This is a genomic window from Nicoletella semolina (assembly GCF_004345745.1).
Lineage (GTDB): Bacteria > Pseudomonadota > Gammaproteobacteria > Enterobacterales > Pasteurellaceae > Nicoletella > Nicoletella semolina.
Genome location: NZ_SLXJ01000003.1, coordinates 25234 through 43294 on the forward strand (window position 1 = coordinate 25234; position 18061 = coordinate 43294).

Genomic DNA, 18061 nt, shown 5'->3' on the forward strand with positions numbered 1-18061 from the left:
GTTTGAACGAAATTATCCGTTCACAAGCGGTCAAATGCAGCAAAAATTTTGTAAAATTGACCGCTCTTTTGCTAATTAAAATAAATTAACCTATGCAATTCTTAACAAGAATTACCAACAAATTCAACCGAGCTATTCGGATTTTGCACAATCGAAGAAGCCAAGAAAAATTACTTAACCGTAATTTAACGTTGCTCTCGAGCAATTGCACAGGTGCATTTATTTTGCACGATTTAAATGTCCGTTTTAATTCGCCCTTCGTGAATTTATATTTAACACCAAAAGATTTCATTCGTTATCTAAAAAATATCGAATTTTATCAACAACAAGCATTAACGTTTATTCAAACGGGGAAACCATATCCTGTTGCTAATTTAGCGAATTTAACTATTCATTTTATGCACTATCACAGCGAACAAGAGGCTGCAAAAAAATGGCAAGAACGCACCGCTAGAATGAATTTAGAGCAGCTCTTTATTATAATGAGCGAGCGTGATGGCTGTACTTACCAAGATCTTGTCGAATTTGACAACTTAGCATTCTCAAACAAAGTGGTCTTCACCTACAAAGTCTACCCCGAGCTTAAAAGTGCAGTGCATATTTCAGGCTTTGAAGATAAAAACCAACTTGGTGATTTATACGAATACGTTGGATTAACAGGCAAACGCCATTACGATAAATTCGACTATGTTCGCTGGTTTAATCAAATGGATTAATTTTTAAAAATTAATAAATAATACAGCCTAAAATCATACTAATTTTTACTTAAAGAGAAATAAAATGAACAACATTCACGATCATAAAATTTTAATTTTGGACTTTGGTTCACAATATACGCAACTTATCGCACGCCGTGTGCGTGAAATTGGAGTTTACTGTGAACTTTGGGCGTGGGACGTAACGGAAGAGCAAATCCGTGAATTTAACCCAACGGGAATTATTCTATCAGGTAGCCCTGAAAGCACCACTGAAGAAGGCAGCCCACGAGCCCCTGAATATGTATTCAACGCTGGCGTGCCAGTGCTTGGTATTTGCTACGGAATGCAAACGATGGCAATGCAATTAGGCGGATTAGCTGAAAGTTCTGAACAGCGTGAGTTTGGTTATGCTTCAGTTGATTTAAAAGCAACGGACGCCTTATTTTCAAAACTTAACGATGATTTGACCGCTAGTCAGCCTAAATTAGACGTTTGGATGAGCCACGGCGACAAAGTCACTCATTTGCCACAAGGTTTCCAAATCACAGGCGTCACGCCAACTTGTCCGATTGCCGCAATGTCAGACGAAAGCCGTCGTTTCTATGGCGTGCAATTCCACCCAGAAGTTACCCACACCAAAAGCGGTTTGGCATTATTAACCAACTTTGTGGTAGATATTTGTGGTTGTGAATGCAAATGGACAGCCGAAAATATTATCGAAGACGCTGTCGCTCGCATCAAAGCACAAGTGGGCGATAATGAAGTCATTTTAGGCTTATCTGGTGGTGTAGATTCATCAGTCACTGCATTGTTGTTACACCGAGCTATCGGCAAAAACTTACACTGCGTATTCGTAGACAACGGCTTACTTCGTCTAAACGAAGGCGATCAAGTCATGGAAATGTTTGGCGATAAATTTGGGCTGAACATCATTCGTGTGAATGCAGAAGATCGTTTCCTAGATGCACTCAAAGGTATTGATGAGCCAGAAGCGAAACGCAAAACCATCGGTAAAGTCTTCGTGGACGTATTTGATGACGAATCCAAAAAACTCACCTCAGTAAAATGGTTAGCACAAGGTACAATTTACCCAGACGTGATCGAATCCGCCGCCAGCAAAACAGGCAAAGCCCACGTTATCAAGTCTCACCACAACGTAGGCGGTCTGCCAGATTATATGAAATTAGGCTTGGTTGAACCGTTACGTGAACTATTCAAAGACGAAGTGCGTAAAATTGGCTTGGCGTTAGGCTTGCCTGCACAAATGCTCAATCGCCACCCATTTCCTGGTCCTGGCTTAGGCGTGCGTGTGTTAGGCGAAATCAAAAAAGAATACTGCGATTTACTCCGCAAAGCAGATGCTATCTTTATCGAAGAATTACACAGGTCAGGTTGGTATGAGAAAACCAGTCAGGCATTCACGGTTTTCCTACCCGTAAAATCGGTTGGTGTAATGGGCGATGGTCGAAAATATGACTGGGTTGTCTCACTCCGTGCCGTACAAACAATTGATTTTATGACCGCACACTGGGCAGAACTCCCTTACGATTTACTCGGTAAAGTATCCAATCGTATCATCAATGAAGTAAATGGTATCTCTCGAGTGGTATACGACATTTCAGGCAAGCCGCCAGCCACAATTGAGTGGGAGTAAAGAAATAAATTAGCTCTTTCATCATTGTAGTTGTGCATCATATAAGGGCTAAATAAAAATAAAAGAGTTATGAAACAATTCATAACTCTTTCAAATACACTGAAATATATCTTTTCTATTACTTAATATGCCGTTCAAGTTCTCCAATATAGATTTGTCTTGGACGAACAATTTTTAGGCTGCTTTCATACATTTCTTTCCAATTTGCTATCCACCCTACTGTTCGAGCTAAGGCGAAAATAACGGTAAACATTGATGTTGGAATACCAATTGCTTGTAAAATAATGCCTGAGTAAAAATCAACATTTGGGTACAGTTTACGTTCAATAAAATAGGGATCATTGAGTGCTATCTGCTCTAGCTCCATTGCAACTTCTAACAACGGTGTATTTACGCCCAACTCCTTTAACACTTCGTGGCAAGTTTCTCTCATTACTTTTGCCCTAGGATCATAGTTTTTATATACTCGATGTCCAAATCCCATTAATCGGAAAGGATCATTTTTATCTTTCGCTCGAGCAATAAATTCTGGAATACGATCAACAGTTCCAATTTCTTCTAACATTCTGATACAGGCTTCATTTGCTCCACCGTGAGCAGGTCCCCATAGAGAAGCAATGCCTGCGGAAATACAAGCAAATGGATTTGGTCCTGAAGAAGCGACACTGCGAACAGAGGACGTGGAGGCATTTTGTTCGTGATCGGCGTGGAGAGTGAAAATTCTATCTATCGCACGTTCAACAACAGGATTGACAACGTATGGTTCGCAAGGTGTCGCAAACATCATATATAAAAAATTGCCTGCATAAGATAAGTGATATTGAGGATACATAAATGGGCGACCAATGCTGTATTTATAACACATTGCAGCCAATGTTGGCATTTTGGCAAGTAATCGGATAGCTGTTTTGTCACGTGATTCTCGATTACCAGAATCGACCATTTCATTATAAAAGGCTGCCAATGCACTACTCGCTGCACACATTACAGCCATTGGGTGAGAATCTCGTCTGAAACCTTGGAATAGACGAGTGAATTGCTCATTAACCATATAGTGAGAGCTAATTTCCTTCTTAAAATCAGAAAATTCTTCTTGCGTAGGCAATTCACCATTCAAAAGAAGATAAGCCACATCAAGATAAGATTTATTCAATGCCAACTCATCAATTGGATACCCTCGGTGAAGCAAAATACCCTCCTCGCCGTCAATGTATGTGATACTAGATTCACACAATGCGGTTGAGGTCAGTCCTTGGTCATAGGTAAATAATTTTTCTCTTTGCAATTGCTCAACATCAATTGCATCATAGCCTAAATTGCTTTGATATACAGGAAGTTGAAATTTACGTCCATCACTTAAATGTAATTCAGCAGTTAATGTTGGGTGGAGTTTTGGCATAACAATTCCCTCTTGGTTAGTTTAATTCACTGAAATAACGTTCCGTCATACAGTCTTACACAGCGGTCTGGAAAATAATATTTTCTGCTTTTTTCATATAGCTATTGATTTCATTAAAATTCATATAGCGATAAGTATCTTCTTTGTCATTTTCTAAGCGATTCACATAGGATAAATATTCCTCTGGGTTTGGAATTCGTCCTAATAAAGCACACACAGAGGCAAGCTCTGCTGACGCTAAATAGACAAATGCCCCTTTCCCCATACGGTTAGGAAAATTTCTTGTAGAAGTAGAAACAACCGTTGCCCCATCTTCTACTCGAGCCTGATTCCCCATACAAAGTGAACAACCTGGTACTTCAATCCTTGCTCCACTTTTATCATAAATGTTGTAGTAACCTTCTTCATTCAATAATGAAGCGTCCATTTTTGTTGGCGGAACAACCCACAAACGAGTAGGAATTTCACCTTGATGTTGATTCAATAATTTACCTGCTGCTCGGAAATGCCCAATATTGGTCATACAAGAACCAATAAACACCTCATCGACCTTATCACCTTGCACCTCCGATAATTTCCGTGCATCATCAGGATCATTTGGAGCACAAACAATCGGTTCTTTAATCTCATTCAAATCGATCTCAATAATTGCTGCATACTCTGCGTTGGAATCAGCCTCAAACAGTTCAGGATTAGCAATCCACTCTTCCATTGCTCGTATACGTCGTTCCAACGTACGCACATCACCATATCCCTCAGCTATCATCCATTTTAATAACACGATATTCGAATTGAGATATTCAATAATAGGTGCTTTGTCCAATTTAATCGTACAAGCCGCCGCAGAACGTTCTGCTGAAGCATCAGATAATTCAAACGCTTGTTCAACTTTTAAATGTTCTAGCCCCTCAATCTCAAGAATTTTGCCTGAAAAAATATTTTTCTTACCTGCTTTTTCTACCGTTAATAAACCTTGTTTAATCGCATAATAAGGAATAGCGTGAACCAAATCTCGTAACGTAATGCCAGCTTGCAATTCACCTTTAAAACGCACCAATACAGATTCTGGCATATCTAATGGCATAACCCCTGTTGCTGCAGCAAATGCGACTAGACCAGAGCCTGCTGGAAATGAAATACCTATCGGAAAACGAGTGTGTGAATCGCCACCAGTTCCTACCGTATCAGGTAGTAACATACGGTTTAACCAAGAGTGAATAACGCCATCACCAGGACGGAGCGACACACCGCCACGGTTCATAATAAAGTCAGGTAAAGTATGGTGGGTGACTAAATCAACGGGTTTAGGATAAGCTGCAGTGTGGCAAAATGATTGCATCACAAGATCCGCTGAGAAACCTAAACAAGCTAAATCCTTTAATTCATCTCGAGTCATTGGTCCTGTCGTATCTTGCGATCCCACACTCGTCATTCTAGGTTCGCAATATTGTCCTGCTCGAATACCTTCAACGCCACACGCACGTCCAACCATTTTTTGTGCCAAAGTATAGCCTTTATTACCATTAGAAACAGATTGTGGCTTCACAAAAACATCACTTTCTGGCAATCCTAATGCTAAACGAGCCTTGTGAGTTAAGCCACGTCCAATAATAAGTGGAATTCGCCCCCCAGCACGCACTTCGTCAAGTAACACTTCTGTTTTTAAGCAAAATTTTGCTAAAATCTCACCGCTAGTATGATCACAAATCTTGCCTTCATAAGGATAAAGATCAATCACATCGCCCATATTCAAGCGACTCACATCAACCTCTATCGGTAAAGACCCAGCATCTTCCATCGTATTAAAAAAAATTGGGGCAATTTTTCCACCTAATACGACACCGCCTGCACGTTTATTCGGAATATAAGGAATATCCTCACCCATCAACCACAATACCGAGTTAGTCGCCGATTTTCGAGAAGACCCCGTTCCTACAACATCGCCAACATAGACGAGTGGAAACCCTTTCTCTTTTAATTTTGCAATTTGCTTCATCGGACCAATTGTGCCAGCCTCATCAGGCTCAATCCCCTCTCGCTCATTTTTCAACATTGCCAAAGCATGTAATGGAATATCAGGGCGAGACCACGCATCTTGAGCAGGAGACAAATCATCGGTATTGGTTTCACCCGTAACTTTAAATACCGTCAAGGTAATCTTTTCCGCCAATTTAGGGCGAGATAAAAACCATTCTGCCTCTGCCCAAGAGTGCAGGATTTGCTGTGCAAATGCATTCCCTTTTTCAGCCTTTTCAACCACATCGTGAAAATTATCAAACATAAGTAATGTCTTAGAAAGTGCTTTAACGGCAAGTGGAGCAAGCTGTTCATTATCAAGTGCGTCCAATAGAGGTTCAATATTGTATCCCCCTTGCATTGTGCCTAATAAATGAATAGCTTGTTGAGGCGAAATCAAAGGTGAACTAACCTCTCCTTTTATCAGAGCAGCCAAGAAAGAAGCTTTAACATAAGCCGCTTCATCAACGCCTGCTGGCACTCTATTTTCAAACAACTCAACTAAAAATGCCTCTTCACCAACAATAGGTTTCTTCAATAATTCTACCAAGTGTGCCGTCTGCTCTGCATTCAACGGCAAAGGAACAACGCCCTGCTCTGCACGTTCCTTAACCTGAGTACGATAATCAGCTAAAAAAGACATAATTTGTCACTCCAATATAAAAGTAGATACCGCTAAAACTAGCTTCATCATAACAAACAAAATGAAAACAACAAATAACAAAATTAAAAAATATTTAACATTAAAAACAAAAATATATACAAAAATTAACATTATCTATTTCATTTGTAATTATGATTACATACGCCCTTACTCTCTCATTTAATTCTGTTCTCTCTTAGTCCCGAAAATAGCTCCTGTAAATTTGCTCTGCTTACATGCAACAAGATAGGCTTGCGTGTAGTTGCCTTGGTTTAAATAACGAAAAAAGTAGAACGCTTCACCACCCTTCAGCATTGCCTATTACCTCAAGTCCTTTTTTGCTAGTACGGAATTCATCGCTATAATGAGCTAATGTCAATCCGATGATAATCGAAACACTGCAGACAATAATCTTCTTCTTGTGTTTAACTACTCTCATTCTAACAATTTCCCTTTTTTATCTCGCACTCCAGCTTTGATTTCCTCAAGCTCAGTCATTCGCTTTTTAAAGCGAGATTCTCGAACATAGCCACAGACCGTAACCACAATACCAATAATCACCGCCCATTCGTGTAAAGTCAGCACACCAACAATAGAAGTTATCCAGCCGTAGACTTGCGAACCTAACGGAATATCTTTAAACGTATCTTTCATTGCATCGTTCCCCTCCTTGATTTTCAGGCAATAAAAAACCCCGACTGGCAAAACCAATCAGGGCTATAAAATTTACTTGGTGAACATCAGTTATACGACGACCACCATCGCTGATATACTATATGAAACCACCACCAAATTCAATGCCTTTTTACACGTTAAAAGCAAATTTCTTTAACTTATCGGCATTTTTATGATTTTTAATCGCAAGATCGAGAAATTTAGCAATTACCCATTCAGACGATTTGATACTTTCACTTATCCGCTTATACCAACCATTCCGAGAAATAGACTTGTCTTTTTCCCACTGATACTTCGCAATCGCATAAACCGACAATCCATACACATATTTGGCTTCGAGGTATTTAAAATCCTGTGGGCAAGGATTTTTAATGCAGTAACCTACAACCGAACTAATTACCAAGCCTAAATCATCATCGCACATCTCACGCTCTGGCACAGTAATACGAGCTGGGTCGGCAGACATCATCAACTTGGCAATCATATTCATACGGCGGTTAAAATCTAAGCCACTAAATACCCAAGCTCCCCAAAGGTTCAGAAGATTCTCAATCCATTCTTGCTTCGGTTCTTTCAGTAATTTATCTGTCATTAACTCAACTCCCTTATCCTGACTACCACTCTTCCACCTTTCTCTATACCCACAGCCTCAATCGACTGCTTAGGCACACATTGCCAACAATCATCAGGCAAGATTTGAGCATTGACCAAACTATCTAACAACACCTTCCACAGATTATCCAAATCTCGTTTACGATTGTCAGGCAACCATACCTTGACAGAAATAGACACTGGCTTTTCAAACTTCAAATAGCCTAAACAAGCAACAAACACCTTGCTTTGATACATCTTGCCTTTCTCCGTAATGTAATGCCTACCTTGTTTAGTATGCCGCCAATAAGTATTCACTGTCGGCGGATAAGGCAAATCAATCGTGATTTCATTCGCAATATCGGTCATCGTTTTCCTTCTCGTTGTAAAATCGCTTGTGTACGAAATACCCCTTCAGAATGAAACAGCCTCAACTGCTCACGGTCATAGTCCACTTTCATTCGTCCATCAATCGCATCGTGGCAACTACTACAACAGAACGCCCCAAACAAATCATCAGGCTTCATTCCCACGCCATTTAGCCCAGCCAGACGATAATGAGCCAGTACCACCGTTTCAGGATTATGATTGCAGACGCCTACCACTCGCACTTGACATTCTCGCCCTTTTGCTTCCTTACGCAGATTTACCATCATCACCCCTCTCATTTTATTATTTGCATAATTGCACTGTGCATTTGTTTCTGATAAAATATCCTCATTACGACATAACAAGGAAACCCGATGTTTAACCTAACCGCCGCACACTTTCGAGATGATTACCTTTACCAGTTTTTCATCAACGGTACAGCTCACAGCAAAATACCGTCAAACTTGACTGGCGTACTTGCTCGTAAGCTCGATATGATCAGTGCGGCTAAAAACTTAAACGACCTACGAGTACCGCCAGCGAACCGCCTTGAATTGCTCGAACCGAAAGAAAACAACCGCTACTCAATTCGAGTAAACAAGCAATACCGCCTAATTTTTACCTTTGAAAATGGCGAACTCTCAAACTTGTATTTAGATCCACATACACCCTATAAGGAGTCACTATGTTAAATATGCAACGTAAACCAACACCTGTTGGCGAAATTCTTTTAGAAGAATTTTTAGAACCACTTAATCTTAAAATTGGTGATCTTGCCCAAATTCTTGACGTACACCGCAACACTGCTAGCAGCCTCATCAATAACAACACACGCATTAGCCTAGAAATGGCGGTAAAACTCTCAAAAGCCTTTGGCACAACACCTGAATTTTGGCTCAACCTCCAACACAGCGTGGATTTATGGGAACTCAACCACAACAAACGTTTTCAGCAAACCTTAGCGAACGTACGAGTAGCCAATCAATGCCAACCTACGCCTGCTTTTGCGATGTAATCCCCCCTACGCTTGAATCGATCAAGCGTAGTTTTACCCCAAAAACTTCAACCCCAACACAGAAAGCCTCGTTATCCCAGTTTTTCACTGTTCCTCCATAAAAACAAATTACACACCTTACACATAAAACCATTGACAACTACAGTTTTTATACTTATACTACACATATATAAGCAACCACGAGGGCAGATAAATGTGGCCAGTAGCAGACAAATAATTAAACTTATTGAGAAAGACGGCTGGGTCTTCCACCACGCAACAGGAAGCCACCACCACTTTACTCACCCAACCAAAAAAGGCATTGTTACCGTACAGCACCCTAACAAGGACTTAAAAAAAGGAACGGAACATTCAATACTTAAACAAGCAGGGCTGAAATAGCCCTGCTATAACAGGAGCATAAAAATGTTATACCCACTCGCAATCGAACCGGGCGATGACACTCACGCATTTGGCGTAGTTGTACCAGATATTCCAGGCTGTTTTTCTGCTGGCGACACACTAGATGAAGCCTATAAAAATGCGAAAGAAGCTATCGTTGGTCATCTTGAATTATTAGTAGAAATGGGCGAAGAAGTACCATTGCCTACTTCAATCGACAACCACCGCAACAACCCTGACTTTACCGAATATGATTTCTTCTTCGGTTTTGTGGACGTGGACATCACACACTTACTCGGCAAAGCAGAACGCATTAATATCACAATGCCATCGCATTTGCTCAAACGCATTGATGACTTCGTCGCCACGCATAAAGAGTACAAAAACCGCAGTAGCTTTTTAGCCCAAATCGCAGCGGATAAAATCTTAGCGGTGGCTTAACCTCCCCCTACGCTTGACAGCTTCACTTGTTAGGCGTAGGGCTACAAAAGAAAGGAAAATTTGAAAGGAATTTAGATAAGCCAGATATTATTCACTAACCAGTGTCAGTTTTGGATGAATTTTATCTAACATCTCATAAAAATTTTCCCTATCTTTTGACAGTTTTAAAATCGTAATAACGGATGACAAATGTTCTCGCAATTTTGGATGCCCAATATCCTCACTTAAGAATTGGTGTAACTTAACTTTCCTTGCTTGCTTATTCGCCATTTTCTTCAATTCAGGCAGTAACTCGGGTGCTAAACGCTCATAAATCGCATTGTTTGTAACATGTCCAAAGAATTGTGGAAATTGCGTTCCTATTTTTGGCGGAAATTGCACACCATACAAACGGCATAATTCTTTGTAATAATCCAAAGGAAAAGTTTTTACCCACGGCTGCAATTCTTTTGCGACAAAAGCTTCAAAAATTTTCGCTAATGCATCTTTTGCACGAGCATCTTGATAACCTGTTGCTTCATCAACAAGAGCAACAATCCCGACTTTCGCCAACGAACGTACTAAAATTTCTGCTTTTTTAGCGGTGTCTTGCTGAATTTTGGTTAAAGCATTTTCTTCACGTGCTTTTAAATAAACATCACAAACAATCGGTAAAATAGTTGCATCATATCCCTCCTTAATCTGCCCGTCTTTAGTCTTAAATTTGACCCTTTTGATCACATCAATAACATCTTGATTTATAAAGGGTTTTAAGTTATTTGCATCCATAAAAGCAGGTAAGTTGATCACCTCTTCATTTTCAGTAATGGATGCACCTCGAGAACCTCGCTTAGGACGATCTAATGCTTGGAAAACAGAAGCGGTAGAAATAACCCGCTTATCATCTTCCAATACAGCAACATCAAGTAGCATATCGCCAATCGTCAAAATACCTTCATGTATTGCTAGCGGTAGCTCATCTAGCATTTTTTTGTGTTCCCAACGAGTTTGAGCGGCTTTCTCGGCTCGTGCTTTGCATAATTCTGGTGTTAATTTTTTTGTTGTCATAAAAACGCCCTCTTGCTAATTTAAACTTAAAATATAGCATAATGCTAAATAAATAGCATTTCAAGTTTTATTTGACAACGACTAAAAAACGGCGTAGGATATTTCACACGGAGCGTCGAAAACTCCCAGTTTATAATGACCGTTCTTCACCACGTCAGCGTGATTTTTTTGTACCTATTACTTGCTCTTCGTTGTTACCATTATTCGAGTTGCAGTTTTGGTCAAAAATATATTTATTTCAATCTATGGTTAGGTGGGTGTGGAAATATCCAATACCACACGGCAGGTCGTCATTACCTGTTTTTCGAACCACCTAACCACCAATCCCATCGAAAAGGAAAACAAAAATGACAACTCAAATCTCAACATTCAATTTCAAATCATTACCTGTTCGTGTAGAGCTTTTCAACAATCAACCGCATTTTTGCTTGATTGATGTTTGCAACATTTTTGAGATCCAAAATTCACGTCGAGTACAGCGTGAAATGTTAGATCCGCAAGGTGTACGCTTGGCGTACGTTTTGGCAAAAGACGACAAACAACGCAGAACGGCATTTATCAATGAGCCAAATCTCTACCGAATTATTTTCCGTAGCGAAAAAGAAATCGCCAAAACATTCCAAAACTGGGTATTTGAAGAAGTATTACCGCAAATCCGCCAAACTGGGCAGTATTCGCAAAATCATCAACCAAACTTACCGCTTGCTAAACCAACCAAAGACACAATGTCAGTAGACGTGAATGTCTTTCACCACTTGCTACATCTAGCACGCACCGCAAGCGACACTTGCGAAGAACTAATGCAAAAACAAATCCGCATACTCGACACCTTCGACTTAACGCTAATGCCACGAAATAGGCTCACATTAAATTACGAGCTAGTTAAAGAAATGCAGTTTGCGATTGATGATGCCGAAGAAACCGCACGTAAACACCTGCGCCGTTTCTAATGGATAACAAACCTAACCAACCGCCCACAAGGGCGGTTTTTTCTTTCCAGTTTATTGCTTTGCATTACATTTTGCATTACAATCGCCACAAATTTAACCACTCAAGGAGAATACGAATGGCAACCTTAAACGTCCGCTTAGACGACAACCTAAAACAACAAGCCTATGCGGTTTTGGCAGATCTTAACATCTCGCCAAGTGAGGCAATCCGCCTTTATTTCCAATACATCACCGATAATCACAGTCTGCCGATTAAGCAAGCGGTCATTACCGATGAAGAAGATGAGCTAATTCGCATTGCTCGCCAACGTCTCGCCAACCCTCAAGGCTTTGTTGAGGTAACCTTAGATGACCTATAAACTCGTCTTCGAAACGCAAGCGTTGAAAGAGTGGCAAAAACTCAATCACAGCATACGAGAACAGTTTAAGAAAAAGCTCGCTAAAGTCTTGGAAAATCCAGAAATCCCTGCAAACAAATTGCGAGAAATCCCTAATGGTTACAAAATCAAACTCCGCTCTGCAGGGTACCGCCTCATCTACCAAGTGCAAAATCAACAAGTCACTGTCGTTGTGGTAGCCATTGGCAAGCGAGAACGTTCAGAAGCCTACGAAACCGCCAAACATCGGCTTGCTCACTAACCCAACCGCCCACAAGGGCGGTTATTTTTTTATGCCTTACTACCTACTACACTCGTTACTACCAAAAAAACGCATACAACTGAGCTTCTGTTTGGCTGTCGCACCCCTTGAAAATGTGCTGAATGGCAGCGGTAATCAATGCCTGATAGCATCGTTCGAACTCGTCTTGCTCCATATTGCCGTAAGCCAAGGATTTCGCCTCTACTCGCATACGCCCATCAATCGTATAGCTCACGTCCTTAAAGCCAGCTAACACCGTTAAATTTTTACGAAACACATCAAACTGCGTCCTTTCATCGAAATACTTCCACTCCGTTTTATCTGCCGCCCAATGGTCGAAACAGAACTTGAAAAAAGCAAACACCTTGCGATGAAACTGCGGATTGCGTGATAGCTTGATTTCAATCTCATACTGCTCGCCATTGCGAAACTTCTTTAACGCCTCTGCTTCTGTATCATCTAATGGCACAAACGTCCCACCAGCCGCTTTAATCATCTGAGCTTTCATCACTTAACCCTAAATCACTTGGCTCCAACCCAATTATCTTCCCATTTGAAAAGCTGACCATCACATTTTGGGCATTTCAGTTCAGTAAATTGTTCACACATCTTGAAACGCCCAATGTTTTCCGTAGAGCTGAAAATCGCTTATCTATTACGTCTGGTGGTAGTGGACGACTTTCCGATTTTTTAGGTAAAGTTAAATTTGGTGCTGGAATTTGCTCGCCTACCTGAATCCGTTTTGCCATCGCCTTCAACGCTTTTTCTGCTTCATTGCGTAGCGTGTCATCTTTCCAGCCACGCTGACGGTTTCGCTGGTAGAGGTCAGTCAAAAGCCAGTATTCCGCATTCGACCGAAATTTAAACTTGTGGATTTCCTCAAACCCATAAGACGAGAAATGATTCAACCGCTTGAGCAGTTGCTCAACGTTCGGTAAGCCTAAATCCTTAAAATCAATCTGCTTACACCAACCAATGAACTTCCCCACACTTGGCACATAATCGTCCTCTTTGGCTCGCAAGGCTTTCATTCCTTGCCGAACTTGCTCAACCGTGCGAATGTTGTTTTCGACAAATCCCATAATCCATTGCTGTTTTGCGATGGAGATTTGTTGAGGCGTGTAGTACGACAATCTCGGACAACTTGCGAGCATCTGCTCGAAAATGCGATTTACCAACATTTCCGCCCCCTCGTTCACAAGCGGTCGATTTGCGGTCTTATTTTGCAAAGCAACAGCAGTCATAACACCCCCTCCCACGCTTCAGGCGTATTCCACGCTTGGGACAAGTTATCTCCACGCTGTCGAGATTTCGGCTGTGCATCTTCCCACTCCCAGCTAGATTTAAAACCACGCCAGCCACGCTCAATCGAAATAGAGACCGCCTGCTGAATGGAAATCCCAGCCTTGTCCGCTTCACGTTGAAAACCATCTAGGGCAGTCTTTGTGATAGTCGATCGACAAGCTTTACGATGTTTTACAAAATCTTCAGCCAATTGCCCTGTAATGCCGAACTGCTCAAGTAAATCCAACGCATCGGATTTTCTCGTGCGTGCGTTACTAACCGTTAGGTTAGTATTGTTAGTATTCTCTGTAGTAATCTTTGTATTAACGAATGGCGGATTTGCGACTTCCCGAATGCTTTCCATCAAGGCATCAAATTTTGCTAAATCTAATTTGAAATAAATTCGATGTTCTAGGCGTTTGTGCGTTTCAATTAAAATGCCTAACTCGACTAATTTTTTGCGTGCGGTTTCCTGTTCTCGACGACCTAACCCCGTTTCTTGCTCAAGCTCAGCTTGTGTTTTGTACACACCTAGCGGATTTTCTGTTTTATCTTGCCAGTAAAAAATCTGTCCAAATAAAACAGCGGCAGTCACACCGCCTAATGGCTTCGCTAACTGTGGATAATAGGCAATAGGCTGTCCTAATCGCCGTAAATGTTGGCTAAAACTCATTCCGACACCTCAATAAAATACTGCTTCACACGCTTGCCATTTGGCAACGTAATCCATTCATCTTTCACGTTATAACCCTGTGATTTAATGTCATAAATTCGAGCCGAAAGCCTAAAACTGCCCACGCCTTCTAACGCTGAAATTTGCGTAATTCGCCCACCTTCGAGCATATACTGCAAAATCCGCTTGGTTTGCGATTGACTGCTTTGAGCGTTTGGATTATCATTTCCCTGTGTTTTCAAAACATACCTCCTTCGAATACCACCGTGACTGCGGTGGTTTTTTATTGCTTATTTTCTGGCGGAAACACGTCATCAATTGAGACATTCGCTCCGAATTTATTTAACGCTTCTACTAATTTTCTAGCCATTGCTAGCGATGAATTTCTTCTCTGTTGCTCATAATGCCCTAAAGCTCCTTGAGTAATATTGATTGCACTAGCTAATTCTGTTTGAGTTAAGCCTATTTTTTTTCTAAATATAATTATCTTGTTCATAGTTCCTTACCATCACAAATTAAAATACATTATGTATTTTTATTCTATAAAAGTAAATACTTTTTGTATTTTGAAAAACTAATACAAAACGTAATAATTAGAAAAAGCTAAAATTAGGAGGAGTTATGAAAAGACAGTGGAGTGAATTAGTACGCGAAAAAATGGCTGAAAAGAATCTTAAACAAGATGATCTCGCTGAAGCACTTGATAAAACACAGGGAGCAATAGGACACTGGCTCACAGGTAAACGAAAACCTAATTTTGATGATGTGGCTAAAATGCTAGGTGTTGTTGGGGTTGAACGTGTAATGCTCAACTCTGATGGGCTAATCTTGCTAGAAGATGAAGTTGAACTCGCAGGAAAACCTAAAGAAGGCTTGATCCGAGTACTCGGCGAAGCGGTCATGGGAGCAGATGGTGAATTTGAGATAAGCGAAGAACTAATGGGGTTTGTTCGTATATACAGTTCAGACAAAGAAGCCTACTGCTTACGAGTAAAAGGCAACTCTATGGAACCTCGCATTCTCAGTGGTGAATTTGTCGTCATTGAGCCAAATACAGAGATTTACCCAGGCGACGAAGTATTTGTCCGCACAAACAACGGCAAGAATATGATTAAGGTAATGGATTATTGCCGTGATGGAGAATATCGTTTTTCTAGCATTAACAAAGCTCACGATTCTTTTACCCTAGATTATGATGAAGTCAATACCGTCGCATCAGTAGCAGCTATTGTTAAACGCAGTCGGTTTATTTCATTAGAGGAAATACCAGAAACAGAATTTCATTCCATTTGATACCCTACGCAAGGTAAAAATCCACCAAAGTCAGCGGTTGGATTTTGTTAGGTGATTTTTTTGCAAAGAAAAAGGAAATTTTATGAATATCAATGAGTTATCACTTATTAATGAATTAAGTGATCAGAAGCGTAAAGTTGATTTCAATAGCTACGATTTTAGTGTCAAAGAATTAGTTTCTATGGTAGCTGAAGGTATTATTGATATTGCTCCAGAATATCAAAGACAATTTCGGTGGGAAGATGCTCGCCAATCTAAATTGATTGAATCACTCTTACTAGGTATCCCTATTCCCAATATCTTTATGGCAACAAATAATGATGGTAGCTGGGAAGTCATTGATGGTGTACAACGACTAACTACGATTATTCGCTTTATGGATAATCAAAATGCCAAAGATAAAGTTGGTGTAACGGATAATCTTATTTTGCAAAAACTGGAGAAAATTCCATCTTTCAATAAACAAGTTTTTGCAAAATTACCACAAAAAATTAAATTAGATTTTATGTTACGTACACTTAAAGTTACAACACTCACAGACAAAAGTGATCTTGATGTTCGCTTCGATCTCTTTGAGCGGTTAAATACAGGCGGTATAAAATTAACAGCACAAGAAATACGTAGCTGTGTCTTTCGTGGTAGCTTTAACGAATTTGTTAAACGAATGGCTCAAGACAAAAACTTCTTAAAATCCACTTTACTGAAAGAACAACGCATAAAAGACGGTACGGCAGAAGAAGCCGTACTCCGATTTTTTGCATTTTTGCATAATTATAAAAACTTCAAATATAACGTAACGAGTTTCTTAAATAACTACATGTCTTTTGCAAATAAAGATTTTGACTACGAACAAAATGAAAAACTCTTCAAAAAGACATTCAAAGAACTTGCTAAGCTCGAATTTGGCATATCAAAAGGGCAAACTGCTCGCCGATATAGTTTCAAAATCAACTTCTTTGAAGGTGTTGCGGTCGGTGCTGCTCTTGCTTTGCAAAAAAAATCAAAACTCAATCTTAGTTCCTTTTATGAATGGGTAAATGACCCAAGTTTTATTGAGTCCACCACAGGGGCAACAAACCGTCCTCAAATGGTTCAACATCGCATTGAATTTTGCAAAAACCACTTTTTAGAAAATGTTTAGTTCAATCAAAACCGAACATTCCACAAAGCAATTAGAAATTCAAGCTTTTTTTGCACAAATTAAGCAACTGAATAATGAGCAAAATGAATGTGTAGTAACACGACAAGTTTTTACAAAAGAATTATTGTTCAACACGCTCAAAGGAATGCTTTTTGTTCTCTTATATGGATCTATTGAATACACTGTTTCAGAAACAGTAAAAATAGCAGAGAGAGAAATTTCTTTGCAAAATCTCCATTTAAACGAAGTTCAACCAAGCTTACTTATCCGTTTTTTGCATAAAAATTTTGATGCTTTGCACAACGTAGGTAGAAAATATAAATGGCAAAAACGCCTTGATTTTATGCAAATTTTCTCAAGCAATAGCAAAATTATAGAAAACATTTGCGATGATTTAGAATTACCAACCGATGGAAAGAATATACGAGTTGAACAACTTCGTAGTATTTTTTGCACATTCAATATTGAACCCACATTACTTAATGCTCAATGGGGTGGTCGCCTAAAAGATATTGTGGAAAATAGAAATACGATTGCTCACGGCAATACCACAGCTGCAGATGTGGGTAAGAATCTGTTTATCTCCGATTTACAGGTTAGAATAGATGAAGTGAACGCATTCTGCACAACATTCATTGCCTTGTTTGAAGACTATCTTAATAATAAAAAATATAAAGTATAACCGCCCACCATGGCGGTTTTTCTTTACCCAAAATCTACTCTTAACTACGCCTTACTACTCTAAACCCACCTCACAAGCGGTCAAATTCCTTTCAAAATCTGCAAAACAAAGCCCACCAAAGCGGGCTATATTATGCGTGTGCGACTTGCTTTACTTTAAGGGTAAGACTGAATACTCGCATTACTTTGCTCCATCAAAAAAGCAATAGGTAAAACAGACTTTTTACGTGCTTGTTTTAACAACCATAAATCATATTTAGTCTGTAAATTCAGCCATAATCTTGCCGTACTAATACCTGCTTCTTCCAAAGATAAGGCTAAATTTGCCGTCATAGGCGATTTACCATGCAACACTCGTGAAAGTGTTTCACGAGAAAAACCCAAATGGGTAGCAAGTGTACTGATTTTTATATTATTCGGCTCAATAAATCCATCTAATAAAATCTGCCCTGGGTGTGCTGGTTTACGCAT

Annotated in this window: 25 protein-coding genes; 12 read left to right on the plus strand and 13 right to left on the minus strand. The window is 40.0% G+C overall.

From position 1 onward, the window contains the following. Positions 1-92: 92 nt before the first annotated feature. Both EV693_RS02870 and guaA read left to right on the plus strand, forming a co-directional pair. Complete coding sequence (locus EV693_RS02870) at positions 93-716, plus strand: DUF1919 domain-containing protein (protein WP_132500889.1); 624 nt, start codon at positions 93-95, stop codon at positions 714-716. A gap of 64 nt (positions 717-780) precedes the next feature. Continuing rightward, the gene (guaA, locus tag EV693_RS02875; RefSeq protein ID WP_132500890.1) at positions 781-2352 is read left to right on the plus strand and encodes a glutamine-hydrolyzing GMP synthase; all 1572 of its coding nucleotides are present in this window, start codon (positions 781-783) and stop codon (positions 2350-2352) included. 118 nt (positions 2353-2470) lie between these two features. Here guaA and EV693_RS02880 read toward each other — a convergent pair whose 3' ends face one another. From EV693_RS02880 to EV693_RS02905, 6 genes are all read right to left on the minus strand, one after another. Further along, positions 2471-3751: a citrate synthase gene (locus EV693_RS02880; RefSeq protein WP_132500891.1), complete on the minus strand. Its 1281-nt coding sequence runs from the start codon at positions 3749-3751 to the stop codon at positions 2471-2473. A gap of 55 nt (positions 3752-3806) precedes the next feature. Continuing rightward, positions 3807-6410 carry a bifunctional aconitate hydratase 2/2-methylisocitrate dehydratase gene (gene acnB / locus EV693_RS02885; protein WP_424991504.1) on the minus strand — a complete coding sequence of 868 codons (2604 nt, stop codon included), beginning with the start codon at positions 6408-6410 and terminating at the stop codon, positions 3807-3809. A 435-nt stretch (positions 6411-6845) separates the two neighbouring features. Further along, positions 6846-7064 carry an HP1 family phage holin gene (locus tag EV693_RS02890; RefSeq protein ID WP_132500893.1) on the minus strand — a complete coding sequence of 73 codons (219 nt, stop codon included), beginning with the start codon at positions 7062-7064 and terminating at the stop codon, positions 6846-6848. 151 nt (positions 7065-7215) lie between these two features. Then, a complete protein-coding gene (locus EV693_RS02895; protein ID WP_132500894.1) occupies positions 7216-7677 on the minus strand; it encodes an antiterminator Q family protein in 462 nt (153 codons plus the stop codon). Next, positions 7677-8045, minus strand: coding sequence for a RusA family crossover junction endodeoxyribonuclease (locus tag EV693_RS02900; protein ID WP_132500895.1), 369 nt, complete (start codon positions 8043-8045; stop codon positions 7677-7679). The genes EV693_RS02895 and EV693_RS02900 overlap by 1 nt, the downstream gene beginning before the upstream one ends. Beyond that, positions 8042-8332 carry a DUF1364 domain-containing protein gene (locus EV693_RS02905; protein WP_424991505.1) on the minus strand — a complete coding sequence of 97 codons (291 nt, stop codon included), beginning with the start codon at positions 8330-8332 and terminating at the stop codon, positions 8042-8044. Before EV693_RS02905 ends, EV693_RS02900 begins: the two co-directional genes overlap by 4 nt. A gap of 87 nt (positions 8333-8419) precedes the next feature. On the opposite strand from EV693_RS02905, the gene EV693_RS02910 reads away from it, so the two are divergent. From EV693_RS02910 to EV693_RS02925, 4 genes are all read left to right on the plus strand, one after another. After that, positions 8420-8737, plus strand: a complete 318-nt coding sequence (locus EV693_RS02910) for a type II toxin-antitoxin system RelE/ParE family toxin (RefSeq protein ID WP_132500896.1) — start codon at positions 8420-8422, stop codon at positions 8735-8737. Then, on the plus strand, positions 8731-9060 hold the full coding sequence (locus EV693_RS02915; protein WP_132500897.1) for a HigA family addiction module antitoxin: 330 nt from the start codon (positions 8731-8733) through the stop codon (positions 9058-9060). Before EV693_RS02910 ends, EV693_RS02915 begins: the two co-directional genes overlap by 7 nt. A gap of 195 nt (positions 9061-9255) precedes the next feature. After that, positions 9256-9441 (plus strand): type II toxin-antitoxin system HicA family toxin, encoded by a 186-nt coding sequence (locus tag EV693_RS02920; RefSeq protein WP_132500898.1) that lies wholly within the window; start codon positions 9256-9258, stop codon positions 9439-9441. A gap of 24 nt (positions 9442-9465) precedes the next feature. Continuing rightward, a complete protein-coding gene (locus EV693_RS02925) occupies positions 9466-9882 on the plus strand; it encodes a type II toxin-antitoxin system HicB family antitoxin (RefSeq protein WP_132500899.1) in 417 nt (138 codons plus the stop codon). 87 nt (positions 9883-9969) lie between these two features. Here the strand turns inward: EV693_RS02925 and EV693_RS02930 are convergent, their stop codons facing one another. Then, positions 9970-10929, minus strand: coding sequence for a P63C domain-containing protein (locus tag EV693_RS02930; RefSeq protein ID WP_132500900.1), 960 nt, complete (start codon positions 10927-10929; stop codon positions 9970-9972). Positions 10930-11276: 347 nt separating this feature from the next. Between EV693_RS02930 and EV693_RS09600 the strand changes: the two genes are divergently transcribed. From EV693_RS09600 to EV693_RS02945, 3 genes are all read left to right on the plus strand, one after another. After that, entirely contained in the window at positions 11277-11879 is a 603-nt protein-coding gene (locus EV693_RS09600) for a BRO-N domain-containing protein (protein WP_243694553.1), read from the plus strand. A 116-nt stretch (positions 11880-11995) separates the two neighbouring features. Then, positions 11996-12238, plus strand: a complete 243-nt coding sequence (locus EV693_RS02940) for a type II toxin-antitoxin system RelB/DinJ family antitoxin (RefSeq protein WP_132500901.1) — start codon at positions 11996-11998, stop codon at positions 12236-12238. Beyond that, positions 12228-12518: a type II toxin-antitoxin system RelE family toxin gene (locus EV693_RS02945; RefSeq protein WP_132500902.1), complete on the plus strand. Its 291-nt coding sequence runs from the start codon at positions 12228-12230 to the stop codon at positions 12516-12518. The genes EV693_RS02940 and EV693_RS02945 overlap by 11 nt, the downstream gene beginning before the upstream one ends. A 58-nt stretch (positions 12519-12576) precedes the next feature. Here EV693_RS02945 and EV693_RS02950 read toward each other — a convergent pair whose 3' ends face one another. From EV693_RS02950 to EV693_RS02975, 5 genes are all read right to left on the minus strand, one after another. Beyond that, positions 12577-13026, minus strand: a complete 450-nt coding sequence (locus EV693_RS02950; protein WP_132500903.1) for a DUF1367 family protein — start codon at positions 13024-13026, stop codon at positions 12577-12579. A 76-nt stretch (positions 13027-13102) separates the two neighbouring features. Then, entirely contained in the window at positions 13103-13762 is a 660-nt protein-coding gene (locus EV693_RS02955) for a replication protein P (protein ID WP_132500904.1), read from the minus strand. Further along, positions 13759-14475, minus strand: a complete 717-nt coding sequence (locus EV693_RS09605; RefSeq protein ID WP_243694554.1) for a DNA replication protein — start codon at positions 14473-14475, stop codon at positions 13759-13761. The genes EV693_RS02955 and EV693_RS09605 overlap by 4 nt, the downstream gene beginning before the upstream one ends. Continuing rightward, on the minus strand, positions 14472-14717 hold the full coding sequence (locus EV693_RS02970; RefSeq protein WP_243694555.1) for a helix-turn-helix domain-containing protein: 246 nt from the start codon (positions 14715-14717) through the stop codon (positions 14472-14474). Before EV693_RS02970 ends, EV693_RS09605 begins: the two co-directional genes overlap by 4 nt. A gap of 41 nt (positions 14718-14758) precedes the next feature. Beyond that, a complete protein-coding gene (locus EV693_RS02975) occupies positions 14759-14971 on the minus strand; it encodes a helix-turn-helix transcriptional regulator (protein ID WP_132500905.1) in 213 nt (70 codons plus the stop codon). A 125-nt stretch (positions 14972-15096) separates the two neighbouring features. Between EV693_RS02975 and EV693_RS02980 the strand changes: the two genes are divergently transcribed. The 3 genes from EV693_RS02980 to EV693_RS02990 all read left to right on the plus strand — a co-directional run bounded on the left by EV693_RS02980 (position 15097) and on the right by EV693_RS02990 (position 17591). Beyond that, positions 15097-15768, plus strand: a complete 672-nt coding sequence (locus EV693_RS02980; RefSeq protein ID WP_132500906.1) for a LexA family transcriptional regulator — start codon at positions 15097-15099, stop codon at positions 15766-15768. An 82-nt stretch (positions 15769-15850) separates the two neighbouring features. After that, positions 15851-16909 carry a DUF262 domain-containing protein gene (locus tag EV693_RS02985; protein WP_132500907.1) on the plus strand — a complete coding sequence of 353 codons (1059 nt, stop codon included), beginning with the start codon at positions 15851-15853 and terminating at the stop codon, positions 16907-16909. Further along, complete coding sequence (locus EV693_RS02990) at positions 16902-17591, plus strand: MAE_28990/MAE_18760 family HEPN-like nuclease (protein WP_132500908.1); 690 nt, start codon at positions 16902-16904, stop codon at positions 17589-17591. Before EV693_RS02985 ends, EV693_RS02990 begins: the two co-directional genes overlap by 8 nt. A 155-nt stretch (positions 17592-17746) precedes the next feature. On the opposite strand, the gene EV693_RS02995 is transcribed toward EV693_RS02990, so the two are convergent. Beyond that, a complete protein-coding gene (locus EV693_RS02995; protein ID WP_132500909.1) occupies positions 17747-18061 on the minus strand; it encodes a HigA family addiction module antitoxin in 315 nt (104 codons plus the stop codon).